The 17,425-nt window shown below is 55.3% G+C and carries 15 protein-coding genes and 1 riboswitch; of the genes, 9 read left to right on the plus strand and 6 right to left on the minus strand.

What is annotated here, in order from left to right; translation table 11 throughout:
- The first annotated feature begins 56 nt into the window (after positions 1–56).
- The 7 genes from FHW17_RS00425 (at position 57) to FHW17_RS00455 (ending at position 9,396) form a co-directional block, all read left to right on the plus strand.
- Positions 57–1,880 carry an extracellular solute-binding protein gene (locus tag FHW17_RS00425; RefSeq protein WP_182509389.1) on the plus strand — a complete coding sequence of 608 codons (1,824 nt, stop codon included), beginning with the start codon at positions 57–59 and terminating at the stop codon, positions 1,878–1,880.
- A complete protein-coding gene (locus FHW17_RS00430) occupies positions 1,877–3,754 on the plus strand; it encodes an extracellular solute-binding protein (RefSeq protein ID WP_182508986.1) in 1,878 nt (625 codons plus the stop codon). Before FHW17_RS00425 ends, FHW17_RS00430 begins: the two co-directional genes overlap by 4 nt.
- Positions 3,755–3,784: 30 nt before the next feature.
- Positions 3,785–4,888 (plus strand): microcin C ABC transporter permease YejB, encoded by a 1,104-nt coding sequence (locus FHW17_RS00435; RefSeq protein ID WP_091878596.1) that lies wholly within the window; start codon positions 3,785–3,787, stop codon positions 4,886–4,888.
- Entirely contained in the window at positions 4,888–6,033 is a 1,146-nt protein-coding gene (locus FHW17_RS00440) for an ABC transporter permease (protein WP_112523348.1), read from the plus strand. Before FHW17_RS00435 ends, FHW17_RS00440 begins: the two co-directional genes overlap by 1 nt.
- Entirely contained in the window at positions 6,030–7,661 is a 1,632-nt protein-coding gene (locus FHW17_RS00445; protein ID WP_182508987.1) for an ABC transporter ATP-binding protein, read from the plus strand. Before FHW17_RS00440 ends, FHW17_RS00445 begins: the two co-directional genes overlap by 4 nt.
- Entirely contained in the window at positions 7,658–8,614 is a 957-nt protein-coding gene (locus FHW17_RS00450; protein WP_112523354.1) for a glyoxylate/hydroxypyruvate reductase A, read from the plus strand. Before FHW17_RS00445 ends, FHW17_RS00450 begins: the two co-directional genes overlap by 4 nt.
- Positions 8,615–8,662: 48 nt before the next feature.
- A riboswitch (FMN riboswitch) is annotated at positions 8,663–8,825 on the plus strand.
- Positions 8,826–8,904: 79 nt separating this feature from the next.
- Complete coding sequence (locus FHW17_RS00455; RefSeq protein WP_112523357.1) at positions 8,905–9,396, plus strand: 6,7-dimethyl-8-ribityllumazine synthase; 492 nt, start codon at positions 8,905–8,907, stop codon at positions 9,394–9,396.
- A gap of 101 nt (positions 9,397–9,497) precedes the next feature.
- Here FHW17_RS00455 and FHW17_RS00460 read toward each other — a convergent pair whose 3' ends face one another.
- Together FHW17_RS00460 and FHW17_RS00465 are read right to left on the minus strand one after the other, a co-directional pair.
- Positions 9,498–10,355: an NlpC/P60 family protein gene (locus FHW17_RS00460; RefSeq protein WP_162730143.1), complete on the minus strand. Its 858-nt coding sequence runs from the start codon at positions 10,353–10,355 to the stop codon at positions 9,498–9,500.
- Positions 10,352–10,702, minus strand: coding sequence for a MarR family transcriptional regulator (locus tag FHW17_RS00465; protein WP_112523363.1), 351 nt, complete (start codon positions 10,700–10,702; stop codon positions 10,352–10,354). The genes FHW17_RS00460 and FHW17_RS00465 overlap by 4 nt, the downstream gene beginning before the upstream one ends.
- A 120-nt stretch (positions 10,703–10,822) precedes the next feature.
- Between FHW17_RS00465 and FHW17_RS00470 the strand changes: the two genes are divergently transcribed.
- Positions 10,823–11,452, plus strand: coding sequence for a chloramphenicol phosphotransferase (locus tag FHW17_RS00470; RefSeq protein ID WP_182508988.1), 630 nt, complete (start codon positions 10,823–10,825; stop codon positions 11,450–11,452).
- A gap of 11 nt (positions 11,453–11,463) precedes the next feature.
- Here the strand turns inward: FHW17_RS00470 and FHW17_RS00475 are convergent, their stop codons facing one another.
- A complete protein-coding gene (locus FHW17_RS00475) occupies positions 11,464–12,837 on the minus strand; it encodes a leucyl aminopeptidase family protein (protein ID WP_182508989.1) in 1,374 nt (457 codons plus the stop codon).
- A gap of 147 nt (positions 12,838–12,984) precedes the next feature.
- Between FHW17_RS00475 and FHW17_RS00480 the strand changes: the two genes are divergently transcribed.
- Positions 12,985–13,815 carry a tetratricopeptide repeat protein gene (locus tag FHW17_RS00480; RefSeq protein WP_182508990.1) on the plus strand — a complete coding sequence of 277 codons (831 nt, stop codon included), beginning with the start codon at positions 12,985–12,987 and terminating at the stop codon, positions 13,813–13,815.
- 45 nt (positions 13,816–13,860) lie between these two features.
- Here the strand turns inward: FHW17_RS00480 and FHW17_RS00485 are convergent, their stop codons facing one another.
- From FHW17_RS00485 to FHW17_RS00495, 3 genes are read right to left on the minus strand one after another with little or no spacing between them, the layout of a single operon-like run.
- Positions 13,861–14,886 (minus strand): type II secretion system F family protein, encoded by a 1,026-nt coding sequence (locus FHW17_RS00485; protein ID WP_348643700.1) that lies wholly within the window; start codon positions 14,884–14,886, stop codon positions 13,861–13,863.
- Between the two features lie 14 nt (positions 14,887–14,900).
- Entirely contained in the window at positions 14,901–15,914 is a 1,014-nt protein-coding gene (locus FHW17_RS00490) for a type II secretion system F family protein (RefSeq protein ID WP_182508991.1), read from the minus strand.
- Between the two features lie 27 nt (positions 15,915–15,941).
- Positions 15,942–17,411, minus strand: a complete 1,470-nt coding sequence (locus FHW17_RS00495; RefSeq protein ID WP_112523377.1) for a CpaF family protein — start codon at positions 17,409–17,411, stop codon at positions 15,942–15,944.
- Positions 17,412–17,425: the final 14 nt, after the last annotated feature.

Raw genomic sequence — 17,425 nt, forward strand, 5'->3', positions numbered from 1 at the left:
CTGATTTGCACTTCCGTCCGCTTGTTGCCCTCCTCGCCCTCCTCGCCATCACCGCGATGGCTCCCCTGTCAAATGCGAGGGCTGCGGAGCCGGAATGGCGGTATGCGGTCAGTATGCTCGGCGAGCCTAAATACCCAGCGGATTTCAAGCATCTGGACTATGTCAATCCAGATGCGCCAAAGGGAGGGACACTTAATCAGAGCGTTGTTGGAACCTTTGATAGTCTCAATCCATACGTCGTGCAGGGAACCCCGGCTTCAGGTCTGGTCGGGTTTGGCGGCGGAATTCTCTACGATACACTGATGAGCGATTCTCCGGATCAAGGCAGCACGAACTACGGTCTTATCGCGGACGCCGTTGCCTATCCGGATGACTTTGCCTGGGTGAAGTTCCGCCTCAATGCCGCGGCCAGATGGCATGATGGTACGCCCATCACCGCCGATGACGTCGTCTGGTCTTTTGACGTGGTGAAGAAACAGAGTCCGCTCTACAACAAATATTATCACGACGTGGCCAAGGCGGAGATTACAGGCGAGCGTGAAGTCACCTTTACATTTTCAAGTCCGGGCAATCGGGAACTGCCGAACATTATGGGTCAGTTGGTTGTTCTGCCAAAACATTGGTGGGAAGCCGCTGATGCCAGCGGCAAGAAGCGCGATATCAGCAAGCCATCCACCGAGATTCCGCTCGGTTCATCTGCTTACAAGATCGAAAGCGTCGATCTGGGCAAGACAATCATATGGTCACGGGTTCCTGATTATTGGGCCAAGGATTTGCCGGTGAATGTCGGACGTTACAATTTTGACCGTCTCCAATACCAGTATTTTAGGGACGTGACTGCCAGTTGGGAGGCCTTCAAGAAGGGTGGCTACAACGATCTTAGGCAGGAGAATATGATCCGGAGATGGACGCAGGACTACACCTTCCCGGCCGTGACAAAAGGTGATGTCGTCAAGGCGCGATTTCCCTTTCATTCAATCGGCAAGATGCAGGGCTTTTATCTCAATACGCGTCGCGACAAGTTCAAAGATCCGAAAGTACGCGAAGCCCTTACCTGGGCCTTCGATTTTGAGAGCATGAACAAGAATTTGTTCTTTGGCCAATACCAGAGGATCAACAGCTACTTTGCTGGTATTGATCTCGCGTCCAGTGGATTGCCAACAGGAAAAGAACTGGAAATTCTTGAGACAGTCCGAGGACAAGTTCCGGAAAACCTGTTTACCCAAGAATTCAAACTTCCGGTGTATGACACCCCTCAGACTGCTCGGGAAAACCTGCGCCACGCGGTAAATCTGCTACGTGAGGCGGGTTACGACCAACAGAACGGCAAGCTCGTCAACACAAAGACCGGGCAGCCATTGACGATCGAGTTTCTTGCGGATGATCCATCTGATGAACGTGTACTTGGGCCGTTCATGGATAGCTTGCGCAGGCTGGGCATTCAGACTTCCATCCGGGTGGTCGACAACAGCCAATACCTCGATCGACTGAATAATTTTGATTATGACATCATGATGATTGTCACGCCGCAGACTCAGTCACCGGGCAATGAACAACGGGACTTCTGGAGTTCCGCCGCTGCAGATACTCCCGGTAGCCGAAACTATAGCGGTATCAAGAACCCGGCGATCGACAAGCTGATCGACCGAGTGGTCTTTGCCAAGGATCGTGACGAACTAGTCGCAGCAACCCATGCACTCGACCGGGTTCTCCTGTGGAACTACTACGTTGTCCCGCAATGGACCAAGGATACAATCGACATTGCCTATTGGAACAAATTCGGCATTCCAGAGAAGCAGCCGGAGTATCTCGGCATCGACATGTTCTCATGGTGGATCGATACCGCCAAGGAACAAGCTCTGAAAGCCCGGGCGCAATGATGCTGAACCGTCTCAACCGCCGGGACCTGCTGAAATATTCGAGTGCGGCGGCGCTGTCAGCACTCGCCCCGCGCGTTGCGCTCGCGGATGTCAAAACCGGCGTGCCGCTGCATGGCCTTTCGGCCTTTGGCGAGCTGAAATATCCGGCGAATTTCACCCATTTTGACTATACCAATCCCGATGCGCCGAAGGGTGGCACCTTCTGCTTTTCACCGGGCACCTGGTTTTTCAATCAATCACCGCAAACCTTCAACACATTGAATGGTTTCAGCGCGCGCGGTGATGCGCCGCCCCGTATCGAGCTGTGTTTCGACTCCCTGATGACATCAGCGCTCGATGAGCCTGATTCGGTCTATGGGCTGGTTGCCGAGACTGTGACGGTTTCCGAGGATAAAAAGACATTTGTCTTCAAGATGCGGCCAGAAGCGCGTTTTCATGATGGTTCGCCGCTGACGGCACATGATGCTGCATTCAGTTATGAAACGCTCAAGACCAAGGGCCATCCCGATCTCATCGTCCTGATGGCGGAACTCAAAGAGATTGTCGCGCAGGATGACCATACGCTGCGTCTTGGCTTTTCCGGCAAGCATTCCGATCGCGCCATTCTCGATATAGCGGCTGTCATACCGATCTTTTCCAAAGCCTGGTATGCGACGCGCGATTTTGATACCTCAACACTGGAAGCGCCACTGGGTTCAGGGGCCTATCGTGCCGCAACAATCCTTGTCGGACAGACAATCGAATATGAACGGGTCCCGGATTATTGGGCAAAGGATTTGCCCGTACAGCGCGGCTCCAATCATTTTGACCGCATCCGCATTGAGTTTTTTCGCGAGCGTCAGGCGGATTTCGAATCCTTCAAGAAAGGCGATATCTATTGGAGAACTGAATCTGTCGCGAAAACATGGGTGACGGAATATAATTTTCCGGCCATTCAGCAAAAACGCGTGGTGAAACGCGAATTCTCAAGCGAAAAGCGTCCAGTTCTGCAGGCATGGGCAATCAATGAGCGCCGCGAGCAATTCCGGGATCAGCGCGTGCGGGAAGCCATTGCGCTCTGCTTTGATTTTGAATGGACCAGCAAGAACTTTTTTTATGACGTCTACAACCGCTCGCAATCCCTGTTTGAGAAGTCGGAATTTCGCTCCGAAGGCAAACCATCCCCGGACGAACTTGTCATTATGGAACCACTGCGCGACACGCTGCCGCCGGAGATTTTCGGTGATGCGCTCCTACAGCCCACATCGGATGGATCAGGGCGCGACAGAGATAATCTGCGCCGTGCCGTCGAGTTGATTACAGCAGCGGGGTTCACCCGCCAGAATGGCAAATTTGCCGATTCCAAAGGCAAACCGCTCAATCTTGAGCTTTTGATTTTTGCCGAAGTGTTCACCCGGTCTTCCACGCCGTTCATCAACAACCTCAACGCTATCGGCATCAATGCGTCGTTGCGGCTGGTTGATCCCACGCAATATCAGGTCCGGTTGCAGGATTTCGATTTCGATATGATCGGCGCTGCCTATTCGCTGGGGCCGACGCCGACCGAGGAAAGCCTGCAGGCGATGTTCGGCTCCAAATCCGCAGCAATTCCGGGATCGACAAATTTTCCCGGCCTCGCCGATCCAAGCGTGGATGCGCTGATCCAGAAAGTGAGCGGGGCCAAGTCTCGGGCCGAACTGATCACGATTATGCGTGTTCTCGATCGGCTCTTGCGTATAAGACGCGACTGGATTCCAAATTGGTATAGTGCGAATCACCTGATTGCCTATTGGGATATGTTCGGTTTCAAGGAGCCGAAGCCCGATTATGGTTTTCCGGTGGAAACGCTATGGTGGCGTGACGAAGCAAAGGCAAAGGCAATTGGCAAGTTTTGAACTGATCCTCCCCTGCGGAGCACCGTCTTAATGGGAGCCTATATTCTACGGCGTCTGCTTCTGATGATACCGACCCTGTTCGGGGTTTTGCTAGTCTGCTTCGTGATTGTACAATTCGTGCCCGGTGGTCCTGTGCAGCGCATTATCGGTCAGTTGACCGGTCAGGGCGGCAATGCACTTGACCGCATCGGCGGTGGCGGGGCTGATTTTGGCCAGACCAATGAATCGCTTGGCACCGGGGCAGCCAATTCGAAATATCGTGGTGCGCAGGGCCTCGACCCTGCTTTCATCGCCAGCCTTGAAAAGCAGTTCGGCTTGGACAAACCACCGCTGGAGCGTTTCCGGCTTCTGGTGTGGAACTATCTGCGCTTTGATTTTGGCCGGAGCTATTTCCGCGATATCAGCGTGGTGCAGCTCATCAAGGAGAAACTCCCCGTTTCCATATCGCTTGGGCTATGGATGACGCTGATATCCTATGCGATTTCCATACCTCTGGGCATCCGCAAGGCCATCAAGGATGGCTCTGCCTTTGACGTATGGACCAGCGCCGTTGTCATTGTCGGTTACGCCATACCGGGATTTCTGTTCGGTATCATGCTCATCGTGTTTTTTGCCGGTGGCTCATTCTTTGACTGGTTCCCGCTGCGCGGTCTGACCTCGAACAATTTCGCCGACCTCTCCTTCTTCGGCAAGATTGTCGATTATGCCTGGCATATCGCCCTGCCGCTGACAGCCATGCTGCTCTCGGCCTTCGCCACGACGACGCTTTTGACCAAGAACTCGTTTCTCGATGAGATCCGCAAGCAATATGTCACGACAGCACGCGCCAAGGGCCTGACCGAGCGCAAGATTCTCTATGGTCACGTTTTCCGCAATGCCATGCTGATTGTCATCGCCGGGTTTCCCAGTGCGTTCATCTCGATCTTTTTCACCGGCCAGCTGCTGATCGAGGCGATTTTCTCGCTCGATGGGCTTGGACTGCTCGGTTATGAATCGATCATCAACCGGGATTATCCTGTCGTCATCGCCACGGTCTATATCTTCGCGCTGGTTGGCGTGGTGATCAGCCTTCTCTCCGATCTGCTTTATACGTGGATCGATCCGCGTATCGACTTTGAGCGGAGGGACGTCTGATGAGCGATACGACCATCGGCACCCAAGCTGCACCCGCCGCAATCCGCCGTCCGCGTATGTCGCCGCTCAACGCCCGGCGCTGGCAGAATTTCAAGGCCAACCGGCGCGGCTGGTGGGCATTGTGGATATTCCTGTTTCTGTTCATTGGCTCGCTGTTTGGCGAATTTATCGCCAATGACAAGCCGATCATCGTTTCCTACAAGGGCGAAATCCTGTTTCCGGTACTCGTCGATTATCCGGAGGAAAAATTCAACGGCTTCTATGCGGTGACGGATTATCGCGATCCGGTCATTCAGGACGAGATCAAGGCCAATGGCTGGGCCATCTGGCCGCCGGTGCGCTATTCCTACCGGACCGTCAATAATGAACTTCCCGATACGGCGCCGTCAAAGCCCTTCTGGCTCTATACGGCCGAGGAGCGTTGTGCACGCTATCCCCAAGGGGTGAACGACGCCAATTGCACGTTCGGCAATATGAATATTCTGGGAACCGATGATCAGGCGCGCGATGTCTTTGCCCGTGCGCTTTATGGTTTTCGTATTTCCGTTCTGTTCGGCCTGATCCTGACGGCGGCTTCAGCCGTGATCGGCGTGACGGCAGGTGCATTGCAGGGTTATTTCGGTGGCTGGCTTGACCTTCTGGCACAGCGTTTCATCGAAATCTGGTCCTCGGTGCCAACACTCTATCTGCTGCTCATCATGGCATCGATCCTGCCGCCGGGTTTCTGGATTCTGCTCGGGATCATGCTGCTGTTCTCATGGGTGCATTTTGTCGGCATTGTCCGGGCGGAATTCCTGCGTGCCCGCAATTTTGAATATGTGAATGCGGCGCGGGCGCTTGGTGTGCGTGACCGGACCATCATGTTCCGGCATCTTCTGCCCAATGCCATGGTGACGACGCTGACCTTCCTGCCCTTTATTCTGAACGGTTCGATCACCACGCTGACCTCGCTGGATTTCCTCGGTTTTGGCCTCCCGCCCGGTTCGCCGTCGCTTGGCGAACTGCTCGCGCAGGGCAAGAACAATCTGCAGGCGCCGTGGCTTGGCCTCACCGGTTTCATCGTTATTTCGCTGATGCTGTCGCTGCTGATCTTTGTCGGTGAGGCGACCCGTGACGCATTCGATCCGCGCAAGGCTTTCAAATGAGTGCGTCCCCTCTCCTTTCCGTGCGTGACCTCTCGGTCGCCTTCACCCAGAATGGCCGCCAGTCGATTGCGGTCGATCACATCTCCTTTGACATTGCTCAAGGCGAGACTGTGGCGCTTGTCGGCGAATCCGGTTCCGGCAAGTCAGTCTCGGCCCTCTCGATCCTGAAGCTCCTGCCCTATCCACCGGCTTCACACCCTTCGGGTCAAATTCTGTTCAACGGGCAGGACCTACTGGATAGCGACGAGGATGATCTGCGCCGCGTGCGTGGCAATGACATCACCATGATCTTTCAGGAGCCGATGACCTCGCTCAATCCGCTTCATTCGATCGAGAAACAGATCGTTGAAGTGCTGAAACTGCATCAGGGCATGGGCGACAAGGCTGCCAAGGAGCGCACGCTGGCACTCCTCAATGAAGTGGGTATCCGCGAGCCGGAGAAGCGTCTTGATGCCTATCCGCACCAACTGTCAGGCGGACAGCGGCAGCGCGTCATGATTGCCATGGCGCTCGCCAACAAGCCGAAATTGTTGATCGCCGATGAGCCGACAACGGCGCTCGATGTGACCGTGCAGGCGCAAATTCTGCAACTGCTTGCCGACCTTAAAAACGCGCAGGGCATGTCGATGCTGTTCATCACGCATGATCTTGGCATTGTCCGCAAGATTGCCGACCGGGTCTGTGTCATGACCAAGGGCAAGATTGTCGAGACGGGACCGACAAAGGAAATCTTCGATAACCCGCAGCACGAATATACGCGCCATCTTCTGGCCGCTGAACCAAAGGGCAATCCGCCCTCCGCCGATCTTTCCGCCGCCCCTGTGATGCGCGGTGAACAGGTCAAGGTGTGGTTCCCGATCAAACAGGGTTTCCTGCGCCGTACCGTTGATCATGTGAAGGCCGTTGACGGTATCGATGTCACCATTCGCGCCGGGCAGACGCTCGGTGTTGTCGGCGAGTCCGGTTCAGGCAAGACCACACTTGGCCTCGCCCTGTCGCGGATGATTTCGTCTCAAGGCGTCATCCGCTTTGGCGAGAAGGACATCAACCAGTTCTCGTTCAAGCAGATGCGGCCCCTGCGGCGCGAATTGCAGATCGTGTTTCAGGACCCGTTCGGTTCGCTGTCGCCGCGCATGTCGATTGCCGATATCGTGGCTGAAGGTCTTGCGGTACACGAGCCGAAACTATCGGCAGATGAACGCGATGCGCGGGTTGTTGCGGCACTCAGGGAAGTCAATCTTGATCCGGAAAACCGCTTCCGCTATCCGCACGAATTTTCCGGTGGCCAACGCCAGCGCATCGCCATTGCCCGCGCCATGGTGCTCAATCCGCGCTTTGTCATGCTGGATGAGCCAACCTCGGCGCTTGATATGAGCGTGCAGGCACAGGTGGTCGATCTGCTGCGCGGATTGCAGCAAAAGCACAATCTGGCCTATCTTTTCATCAGCCACGACCTCAAAGTGGTGAAAGCGCTGGCCAATGATGTGCTGGTGATGCGCAATGGCAAGGCGGTAGAATATGGTCCGTCGGAGGAAATCTTCGCTAATCCGAAGAGCGACTATACAAAAGCACTGATGGCAGCGGCCTTCAGGATAGAAACGGCCGAACAGGGAGCAGTAAGCGAATGACCGGTGCAAGCGACACGATTTTTCTGGCTGTAACGGGTTGGGACCCGGAAGTCTGGCTCTCGGAATTTGCCAAGAACGATCCTGCCCGCAAACTCGTGCTGAACACCGATACGGACAAGGAAAAAGTCCGTTATGCGCTGGTGTGGAAGCAGCGCCCCGGATCGCTCGCTGATCTGCCGAACCTGAAAGTCATTTTTTCGCTCGGTGCTGGCGTTGATCACGTTTTCCATGATGACCGGATTCCTGACGTGCCGATCGTTCGCATTGTCTCGCCTGATCTTACCATGCGCATGACCGAATATGTGGTCTGGCAGGTGCTGGATCACCATCGTCTCGGCCTGCGCTACCGGCAGCAGCAGGCTGGCAAGGTCTGGCATGAGGACCGGCGCCAGCCCGCGGCCCATGAGGTCAATGTCGGCATTCTCGGCATGGGCGTGCTTGGCCGCGATGCTGCGCTCAAGCTGCGCATGCTGGGCTTCAAGGTGAGCGGCTGGAGCCGCCGGCCGCAGACCGTCGAAGGCGTGACCAGCCGCCATGGACCTGACGGGTTGAAGGCTTTCCTGAAGGATGCCGATATTGTTGTGTCCCTGCTGCCATTGACGCCGGAGACCAAGAATATCCTTTCCATGAGCCTGTTTGCCCAGATGAAAACCGATGGGCCTCTTGGACCGCCAAGCCTGATCAATGCCGGTCGTGGCGGCTTGCAGAACGAGGCGGATATTCTGGCGGCGCTCGAACGCGGAATGCTCTCGGCTGTCACGCTTGATGTGTTCAACAAGGAGCCGTTGCCAAAGGATAGCCCATTGTGGACGCATCCGCAGGTGATTGTGACGCCGCACGCAGCGGCAAGCTCCAGTCCATCAGCGCTTGTTCCTGAGATCATCGCGCAGATTGAATCCTATGAGCGCGGTGAGCCCTTGAAAAATATTGTCGACAGGCAAGCGCAGTATTAGAAAAATTTGGCTTTGACCGCCGCTGCTGTTCGGATAGATTGCCCGCGTAAGTGTTCTCAGGGCGGGGTGTAATTCCCCACCGGCGGTAATCACTGGGTGTCGAAAGATGTCAGGTGCGAGCCCGCGAGCGCTTTCCGGTTCGCCGGAAAGGTCAGCAGATTTCGGTGCAATTCCGAAGCCGACGGTATAGTCCGGATGAAAGAGAACAACTGAAAGCAAGGGCTGCCGTCAGGCAGTCCCTGAGCATTTTTGGTTGTGCCCTGATTCACGTCAACTCGAAGGAGACAGACATGGATCAGTTCCAGAATAACAATACCCCACATCCCGCACCACGCATCGCCTTTATCCAGGCCCGATGGCATTCGGAAATCGTCGATCAATGCCGCGTCGGCTTTGAAGGCGAACTCAAAAGTCAGGGCGTGATCCCCGGACGATTCGACGTCTATGACGTGCCGGGATCATTCGATATTCCGCTGCTGGCCAAGAAACTGGCAGAAACCGGGCATTACGATGCAATCGTCGCAACAGGTCTGGTTGTTGATGGCGGTATCTATCGGCATGATTTCGTCGCTGGAACAGTAGTGAATGCACTTCTCACCGCACAGATGGAAACGGGTGTTCCGATGCTGTCAGCCGTGCTGACCCCGCATCATTTTCAGGAGCACACACAGCATATCGAGTTCTTCACCAAGCATTTCCTCACCAAAGGTCAGGAAGCCGCGCGTGCGTGTCTGCAGATTATCGGAACGTTCAGGCGTGTGGCTGAATTGACGGCTGCTTGAGGCACCATCTTACCCTCCCCCAACGTGGGGAGGGTTGTCGCCTAACACACTGTATCTGGGAGCCCACGAGGAAAGAGATATCGGAGCAATCCGCCGGAAAACTACAACCGCCGCACCGCTGTCGGTTTGCCATAAAGATAGGCAATGCGCTCAATGGCATCATGCAGCGGTTCAAGCGTTACGCTCATGGTATGGCCGCTTGCGTGAAGCAGCATGGAATGGCTGGCCATCATGGCCGCGTGACCCTTCCAGAAAACAAAATCCCCGCGTTTCAGATTTTTGTAATGTTCGTCAGGTTCCACCAGTTCGCCGATGGAAGCCGCCTGCATGTCGGAGTCGCGCAATGCGGACTGTCCGGTCATCAGCAGCGACAATTGCAGAAGGCCAGAGCAATCGATGCCAAAACCAGATACACCGCCCCAGAGATAGGGGGTGTGAATCAAGGTTTCGGCCACGGCCACATGATCGTCAGTGACTTCATCAATGGACACGAGATGCTTGGCAATAATCGCCTCACCACTTGGCAAAAGACCATAAAGCGTGCCCCGGCGCTCCTCGCCGCCCTTTATCGTGACCAGCGATCCCATGGACAAGGCATTGGTCGGCGGGAACTTCAGGTCCGAACCCGGATAGACAAAGGTGCGTGGTGCGATAACGATATGGGTTGGCTCGTCATAACGTTGATCAAGCGTGGTATCGACGACATAGCCGACATAGCCATCGCGTTCGTTCTGGACCCAGCACCAGCCATTGCTGTCTTCAAACACCAGGACATCATCGCCGAATAGAAATTGCGTGGTCACACCGGCATCGCCGCGCGCTTCGCCCCGCACATCGACCACCGGATCGGAAATGCGCATGGGCTTGCCTTCAACAAAGCGATCCGCCTCTACCTGCCCGCGCAGACTTTCATCCGCCAGATCGGGGCGGAATGCATTCAACCGTTTATCCAATGTCACAGGGGTAATCCTTTTGCTTTGGCAATCACAAGGTCGCCGAGCTTTTCAACATAGAGCGCACCTTTTACCGTTCTCTTGACGAGAACATTGCGCTTGTCCTTTTCATCACGATGACGATCCACCAATCCATAACCGCCCATTGTGTCAAGCGCACGGGTGATCACCGGTTTGGTCACATCAAGCTTTGCAGCCATACCACGGATCGTATGCGGCGGCGGCTCCAGATAGACAGTCAGCAGCACGGCCAATTGCCGCATTGTCAGGTCATGCGCATCATCCCGCACTTCGGAGATGGCAATTTCCTTCCACAATGTCAGCGCCTGAAACGGCTTGAGTTCAATCTGCATAAGAGGCTTCCGAGATCATTTCGGTTCCGTATCATTTTATTCTCTGCCACGGTAAGTGCAAGCTGTTCATTTTGTTCGGCAAGTCGGGTTAAATTGAGTCTGCATAGAGCGAGGTGTTCGATGGAATATGGCCAAATCATTATCCTGAACGGAGCGCCACGCTCCGGAAAATCCAGCATTGCGGCGGTCATTCAGGAAACATTCAGCGGTGTCTGGATGAATCTGGGCGTTGACCAGACGATGCGGATCACACCGCCGCGCTATCAACCGGGTATCGGATTGCGTCCTGGCGGCGAACGGCCAGATATCGAACCGCTCCTTCCCGTCTTCTATGCGGCCCTTTATGAATCCATTGCCGCGCATAGTCGACTCGGACTGAACGTCGTGGCCGATATCGGACATCACGACAGCTACACAAAGCCGCTTCATATCCTCGTCGATTGCGCGCGGCGTTTGAGTGGCCTGCCGGTGCTGTTTGTCGGCGTTCGCTGTTCTCTCGAAGTCATCATGCAGCGCCGCAATGCCGGTCAGCCGGGCCGTGATGGCCGATATGAGACGGGAACGGTTGATGCGCCAGTCCCGGCAGCCGTGCTCCGCTGGCAGGAGGCTGTTCATCATCCCGGTATTTATGATCTGGAAGTCGACACATCAGCACAAAGCCCTGAGGATTGTGCTGCTGAGATCGCCCAAAGACTAAATCATGGTCCGGTGCATCCGACAGCGTTTGAAGAACTCGCTGCCGGACACTGATCCAAGAACCGTTATTTGCTGGCCGGGAAACGGGCCTTTAACAGATGATAAAGGGCCCGGATGGCCTGCGCTTCACCACCAACAGGTGAATGCGGCTTTTCCACCGGGTTCCAGCCATAAATATCGAAATGGCCCCAGACCCTGGCCTTTTCAACAAAGCGTTTCAGGAACAGAGCCGCTGTCACCGAACCGGCAAAACCATCCGTTGTTACGTTGTTGATATCGGCAACGCGGGATGAAAGTTTTGCCTCATAGGGCTGCCACAGCGGCATGCGCCATACCGGATCGCTTACAGCTTCAGAAGCCTTGGCGACATCAGCCGCGAAAGTCTCGTCGTTTGAATAGAATGGCGGCACATCAGGGCCGAGCGCAACACGCGCTGCGCCAGTCAGGGTCGCCATATCAATCAGGATTTCCGGCTCTTCCTCATCGGCCAGCGCCAGCGCATCGGCAAGGACAAGACGGCCTTCCGCATCCGTATTGCCGATTTCAACCGTGATGCCCTTGCGGCTGGTCAGGATATCGCTCGGCCGGAATGCATTGGCGGAAATGGAATTTTCGACAGCTGGAATGAGAACACGCAGGCGAACAGGCAGTTTCGCATCCATGATGATGCTGGCAAGTGCCAGCACATTGGCTGCGCCGCCCATATCCTTCTTCATCAAAAGCATGCTGCTCGCTGGTTTGATATCAAGACCACCGGTATCGAAGCAGACGCCTTTGCCAACAAGCGTTACCTTCGGTGCATCCTTCTTGCCCCAGACCAGATCGATCAGGCGCGGCTCTTCACTTCCGGCGCGGCCAACGGCATGGATCATCGGGAAATTCTTCTTGAGCAGCGCATCACCCTTGATGACATCGACAGATGCCTTGTGCTCGTCGCCCAGTTTGCGTACAGCGGCTTCCAACGCATCGGGCTCCATATCATTGGTCGGTGTGTTGATGAGATCGCGCGCGAGCGTGACCGCCCTTGCCTGCCGCTTGACGTCAGCCTTATCCGCGCCATCAGGCAAGGCAAGCGAGACTTCCGTATCGTCCTTCTTCACATAACGAGTGAATTTATAACCGCCGAGCAGGAAGCCGAGTGCTGCAAGATCCGGCTGGTTAACCGGACCGGCCAGATGCCAGGCACCTTTGGGCAAAGCCTGTGCGAGTTTGCCTGCGGCCAACCGGTTGTCATCCTTGCCCGTGCCAAGCAGTGCGCCCGATATTTCACCCTTTTCGCCGGGAACAACAAGCAGCCTGCCAGCCTGACCTTCAAACCCGTTTGCATGGGCCCAGGCGAGCGTTACCGCATCAAGTCCAAGGCCCTCCAACCCACCCTTCGGGACGAACCAGACGGGCCTGCTGCCCGGTGACTTCTGTTTGGTGATTTCGGCAGACATGATTGATTACTCCTGAGGTCAATTTTATGCATTTACGCCTGCAAACATGGCGTCATTAACGATCCGTTAGGGTTAACAGAATATTTCTTTCGCATGGGATTGGTTAACGCACCAATGAACGTGCGGTGGGATCTGACGGGGCAAATTATGACAAGCGCAGGGATTATTCAACGCAATCGCCGTCTCATTTTTTCCGCCGCAATGATTGCCCTTGCCGCGGGTATTTCTGGTTGCGCTACAACCGACAAAACAACCACCGGTTCTATTTCCCCGGCTTCCACTGCGGCAGCACCAGCGGGCAATTTCGATGAGATGAATGCGCAGCAGCTCGCGCAAGCATCATCCAGTCTTGGGGCGCGCTATCAAAGCAATCCCAAAGACAAAGCCACGGCGATGAATTTTTCCACCGTGCTGCGTATGACAGGCCGTAATGATCAGGCCCTTGCGGTCATGCGCAGTCTGGCCATTGCCTATCCGAAAGACCGTGACGTGCTTGCTGCCTATGGCAAGGCATTGGCGAGCAGCGGCGAATTTGAAGCCGCGCTTGATGCAATTCGCCGCGCGCAGACACCCGAATATCCCGATTGGAAACTGCTTTCCGCTGAAGGCGCTATTCTTGACCAGCTGGGCAAGACCAGCGAGGCCCGCAACATCTACAAGCAGGCAATGGACATCAATCCAAATGAGGCATCGCTGCTCTCCAATCTTGGCATGTCCTATGTCCTGTCAGGCGAGTTGAACACGGCGGAAACATATATGCGCAGGGCAGTTGGCGCTCAGGGTGCCGATAGCCGTGTCAGGCAGAATCTGGCGCTGGTTATCGGGCTTCAGGGCCGGTTTGCCGAGGCAGAAACAATCGCCAAACAGGAACTCTCGCCGCAACAGGCAGAGACCAATGTCAGGTATCTCCGCTCGATGCTTGCCCAGCAAAACTCGTGGAACATGCTGAAAGACAAGAAGAAGCCCAACAACAGTTGACCCTGCAAGAGCATGGAAACAGCCGCAGGATGATAAGCGGCTTGTTTATTTGATCGCGCCGAATATGCCGCCCTGCGCCGAAACCTGAATGATTGCGGGTCCAAGAATGACCGCGAAAAGCACAGGCAGAAGAAACACAATCATCGGGACGGTCAATTTCGGTGGCAAGGCTGCCGCCTTCTTCTCGGCGGCATTGAGACGGGCCTCACGGCTTTCATCGGACAAGGTTCTAAGCGCGCCGCCGATGGATGTACCGTAACGTTCGGATTGGGTCAGAGCCTGTACGACTGATTTGACCGACTCCAGCCCAGTGCGCGTTGCAAGATTTTCATAGGCCAGCCTCCGCTCGGGCAGAAAGGAAAGTTCTGCATTCGTCAGGACAAACTCTTCGGCCAGCGCCGTTGACTGAACGCCAATCTCCTCCGACACCTTCTTGAAGGCGGCCTCGATCGACATTCCGGATTCAACGCAGATCAACATGAGATCGAGGGAATCCGGCCACGCCATCTGGATTGAATGTTTTCGTTTGCTGCCCGCATTGCTGACATAAAGATTGGGCGCGTAAAAACCGATATAGCCGCCAACGAGGCATACGAGTACGCGTACCATTGTCGGCTGTCCCCAAAGACCATTCAGGCCGAATATCCAGAAGGCTGTCAGGGTGAATGTCAGAAATGGCAGACCGAAACGGGCCGCCAGGAACACATTTAGTGCATTCTGCCCGCGAAAGCCGGCCGTGCGCAGCGATGCCAGTGTCTTTTCATCGGCAAGCGCCCGTTGCAGATCAAGCTTTTCGACAAATTGCCGGACGCCCTGACGCTGGGCCATGCGCAGGCTACCCTGCGAAGTGGACTTATGGCGACTTATGCTTTCAGCGGCAAGACGCGTGCGATCTTTCGCACGCAACTGATCACGCTCCAGAGCCACCGATTTCATCCGCGTTTTCAAACCCGATGTGCGAAGTTTCGGCAGGAAAATCGTCATAACCGTTGCAAAGGCTGAAACAGCCACGAGCACAGCCCGAACGGTGTCCGGATTGTCATGCACGGCTTTGAGAAGGGAAGAAAACACCGCGCCTGCTCCGTCTAGAATTTGAAGTTGATCATTTTGCGCATCACAAGAATGCCGATGGACATCCAAACGGCTGCGCACATCATGATGAGGTTGCCTTTATCGGTCGTGAACAGCAGCGAAATGTAACCGGGACTTGTTATGTAAACGAGCCCGGCAACAACGAAGGGCAATGCTCCGATAATATAGGCGGATGCCTTGGCTTCCATGGACAGAGCCTGCACTTTCGCCTTCATTTTTTTGCGGTCCCGCAATACGCGCGAAAGATTGCCAAGTGCCTCGGACAGATTGCCGCCCGCCTGCGATTGAATCTGGATAACAATGCCAAAGAAGCTTGCTTCGGGACAGGGCATGAACTCCGACATGCGCATTGCCGCTTCCGGAATGCTCACGCCGACCTGTTGCATATCAACAATCCGCCGGAACTCCGTGCGAACTGGTTCCCGCGCTTCCTGCGCTATCAGGCGAATTCCATCATTGAGCGGCAGGCCCGACCGTATGGCACGCACGATGACGTCAATGGAGTTTGGAAATTCATGCAGGAAGGCGGCAACGCGCCGCCGCCGCATATAATAAACAAAGGCGCGCGGCAGACCCAAAGCGCCAATCAGGAAGAAACCGGGCGCCAGATAAAGCGGCGCGCCGAAGAATACGCGCAGAAAGACCAGAACAATTCCGACAATGCCCGAATAAATATAGAAGCGCCTGACTGTGACTTTCAGGCCCGCCTGTTGCAACAGCATTTTGAGCGGAGGGGATTTGATGTTCTTGTCGCGCAGCTTTTGCCGCTGGTCGATATCGTTCAGCGTGTCCTGCACCGATTTGCGGCGCTTTACGGCCTCGGCCTGCTTATCGCGGGCGCCGGATTTACTCAGACTGTCGGTTGCTGCCAGCTTGACCGACTTTAAGCGATCATCAGACTTTTTCTGCTGTTCGATTTGGTCGAAGACGCAGAAATAGGCCAAAGAGGCGAGCGAGAATGTTGTCAGCACGACAAATGCGAGTTGCTCGAAATCAAGACCGAACATCGCCATGCTCCCGCCGTGCTAACGATCTCATGACTGAACTTCCATCGCGTCGATGGCCTGCGCCAGCCTATGCTCTTCATTGTAGTATCGTGCGCGATCCCAGAATTTCGGACGGCTCAATCCTGTCGAGACATGCTTTCCAACAAGGCGGCCATTGGCGTCTTCGCCTTCGATATCGTAGACCATGAGGTCCTGCGTGATGATCACATCGCCTTCCATGCCAACGACTTCGGTCACATGGGTGATGCGCCGGGAGCCATCGCGCAGACGCGCAGCCTGAATGATAATATCGACAGAACCAACAATGATCTCACGCACGGTCCTTTGCGGCAGCGCGAAACCACCCATGGCAATCATCGATTCCATACGGCTCAAACATTCGCGCGGACTGTTGGCGTGAATGGTACCCATCGACCCGTCGTGGCCGGTATTCATGGCGGATAGAAGGTCGAAAACCTCGGGTCCGCGCACTTCACCGACGATAATGCGTTCCGGGCGCATACGCAGACAGTTCTTCACCAGATCACGCATGGTGATCTCGCCCTCGCCCTCCAGATTGGCCGGGCGGGTTTCAAGACGGACCACATGCGGCTGCTGCAACTGAAGTTCAGCGGAATCCTCGCAGGTAATGATACGTTCATCCCGGTCGATATAATTTGTCAGGCAGTTCAGAAGCGTCGTCTTGCCCGAACCCGTACCGCCCGAGATAACAATATTGCAGCGAACACGGCCGATGATCTGCAGCAGTTCAGCACCGGGAGGCGAGATGGCGCCAAGGCGAACCAGTTGATCAAGGGTCAGCTTGTCCTTCTTGAATTTGCGGATGGTGAGAACAGGTCCGTCAAGCGCAAGAGGCGGGGCAATGACATTGACACGCGAGCCATCAGGAAGACGCGCATCGCATATGGGGCTCGATTCATCAACACGGCGGCCAACCTGGCTGACAATACGCTGGCAGATGTTCAGAAGCTGCTGATTGTCGCGGAACCGGACGCCGGACTCCTGTACCTTTCCGAGGACTTCAATATAGGTCTTGCGCGCCCCGTTGACCATGATATCGGCGATGTCATCGCGCGCCAGCAAAGGCTCCAGCGGACCATAGCCGAGAACATCGTTGCAGATATCATCGAGCAGTTCTTCCTGCTCGGCAATCGACATGGCAAAGTTCTTGATCGCGATGATGTCGTTGACGATGTCGCGGATTTCTTCGCGCGCAACGTCTGGATCAAGTTTCGACAATTGCGAAAGATCGATCGTGTCGATCAATGCCGTGAACACCTGCGATTTGGTGTCGTAATAGCTTTCATTCTTTTCGCGTTGCGGTGCGGCTGGTTTTGGCGGCTGTTCGACAACGGCAAGACGCTTTATCTCGGCAACATCACGCGGAGAACGCGCAGCATCCGGTGCAGCGTGCATCGGCAACGCCGTCTCAAGCGCAACGGCCCGAAACTCCTGAATCGGCCGGCCTTCTCCCGTATTTCCGCGTTTGCCGAACATGGGTTTATTCCTTC

Origin of the sequence: Phyllobacterium sp. P30BS-XVII (assembly GCF_014138335.1) — a bacterium.
Taxonomy (GTDB): domain Bacteria; phylum Pseudomonadota; class Alphaproteobacteria; order Rhizobiales; family Rhizobiaceae; genus Phyllobacterium; species Phyllobacterium meliloti.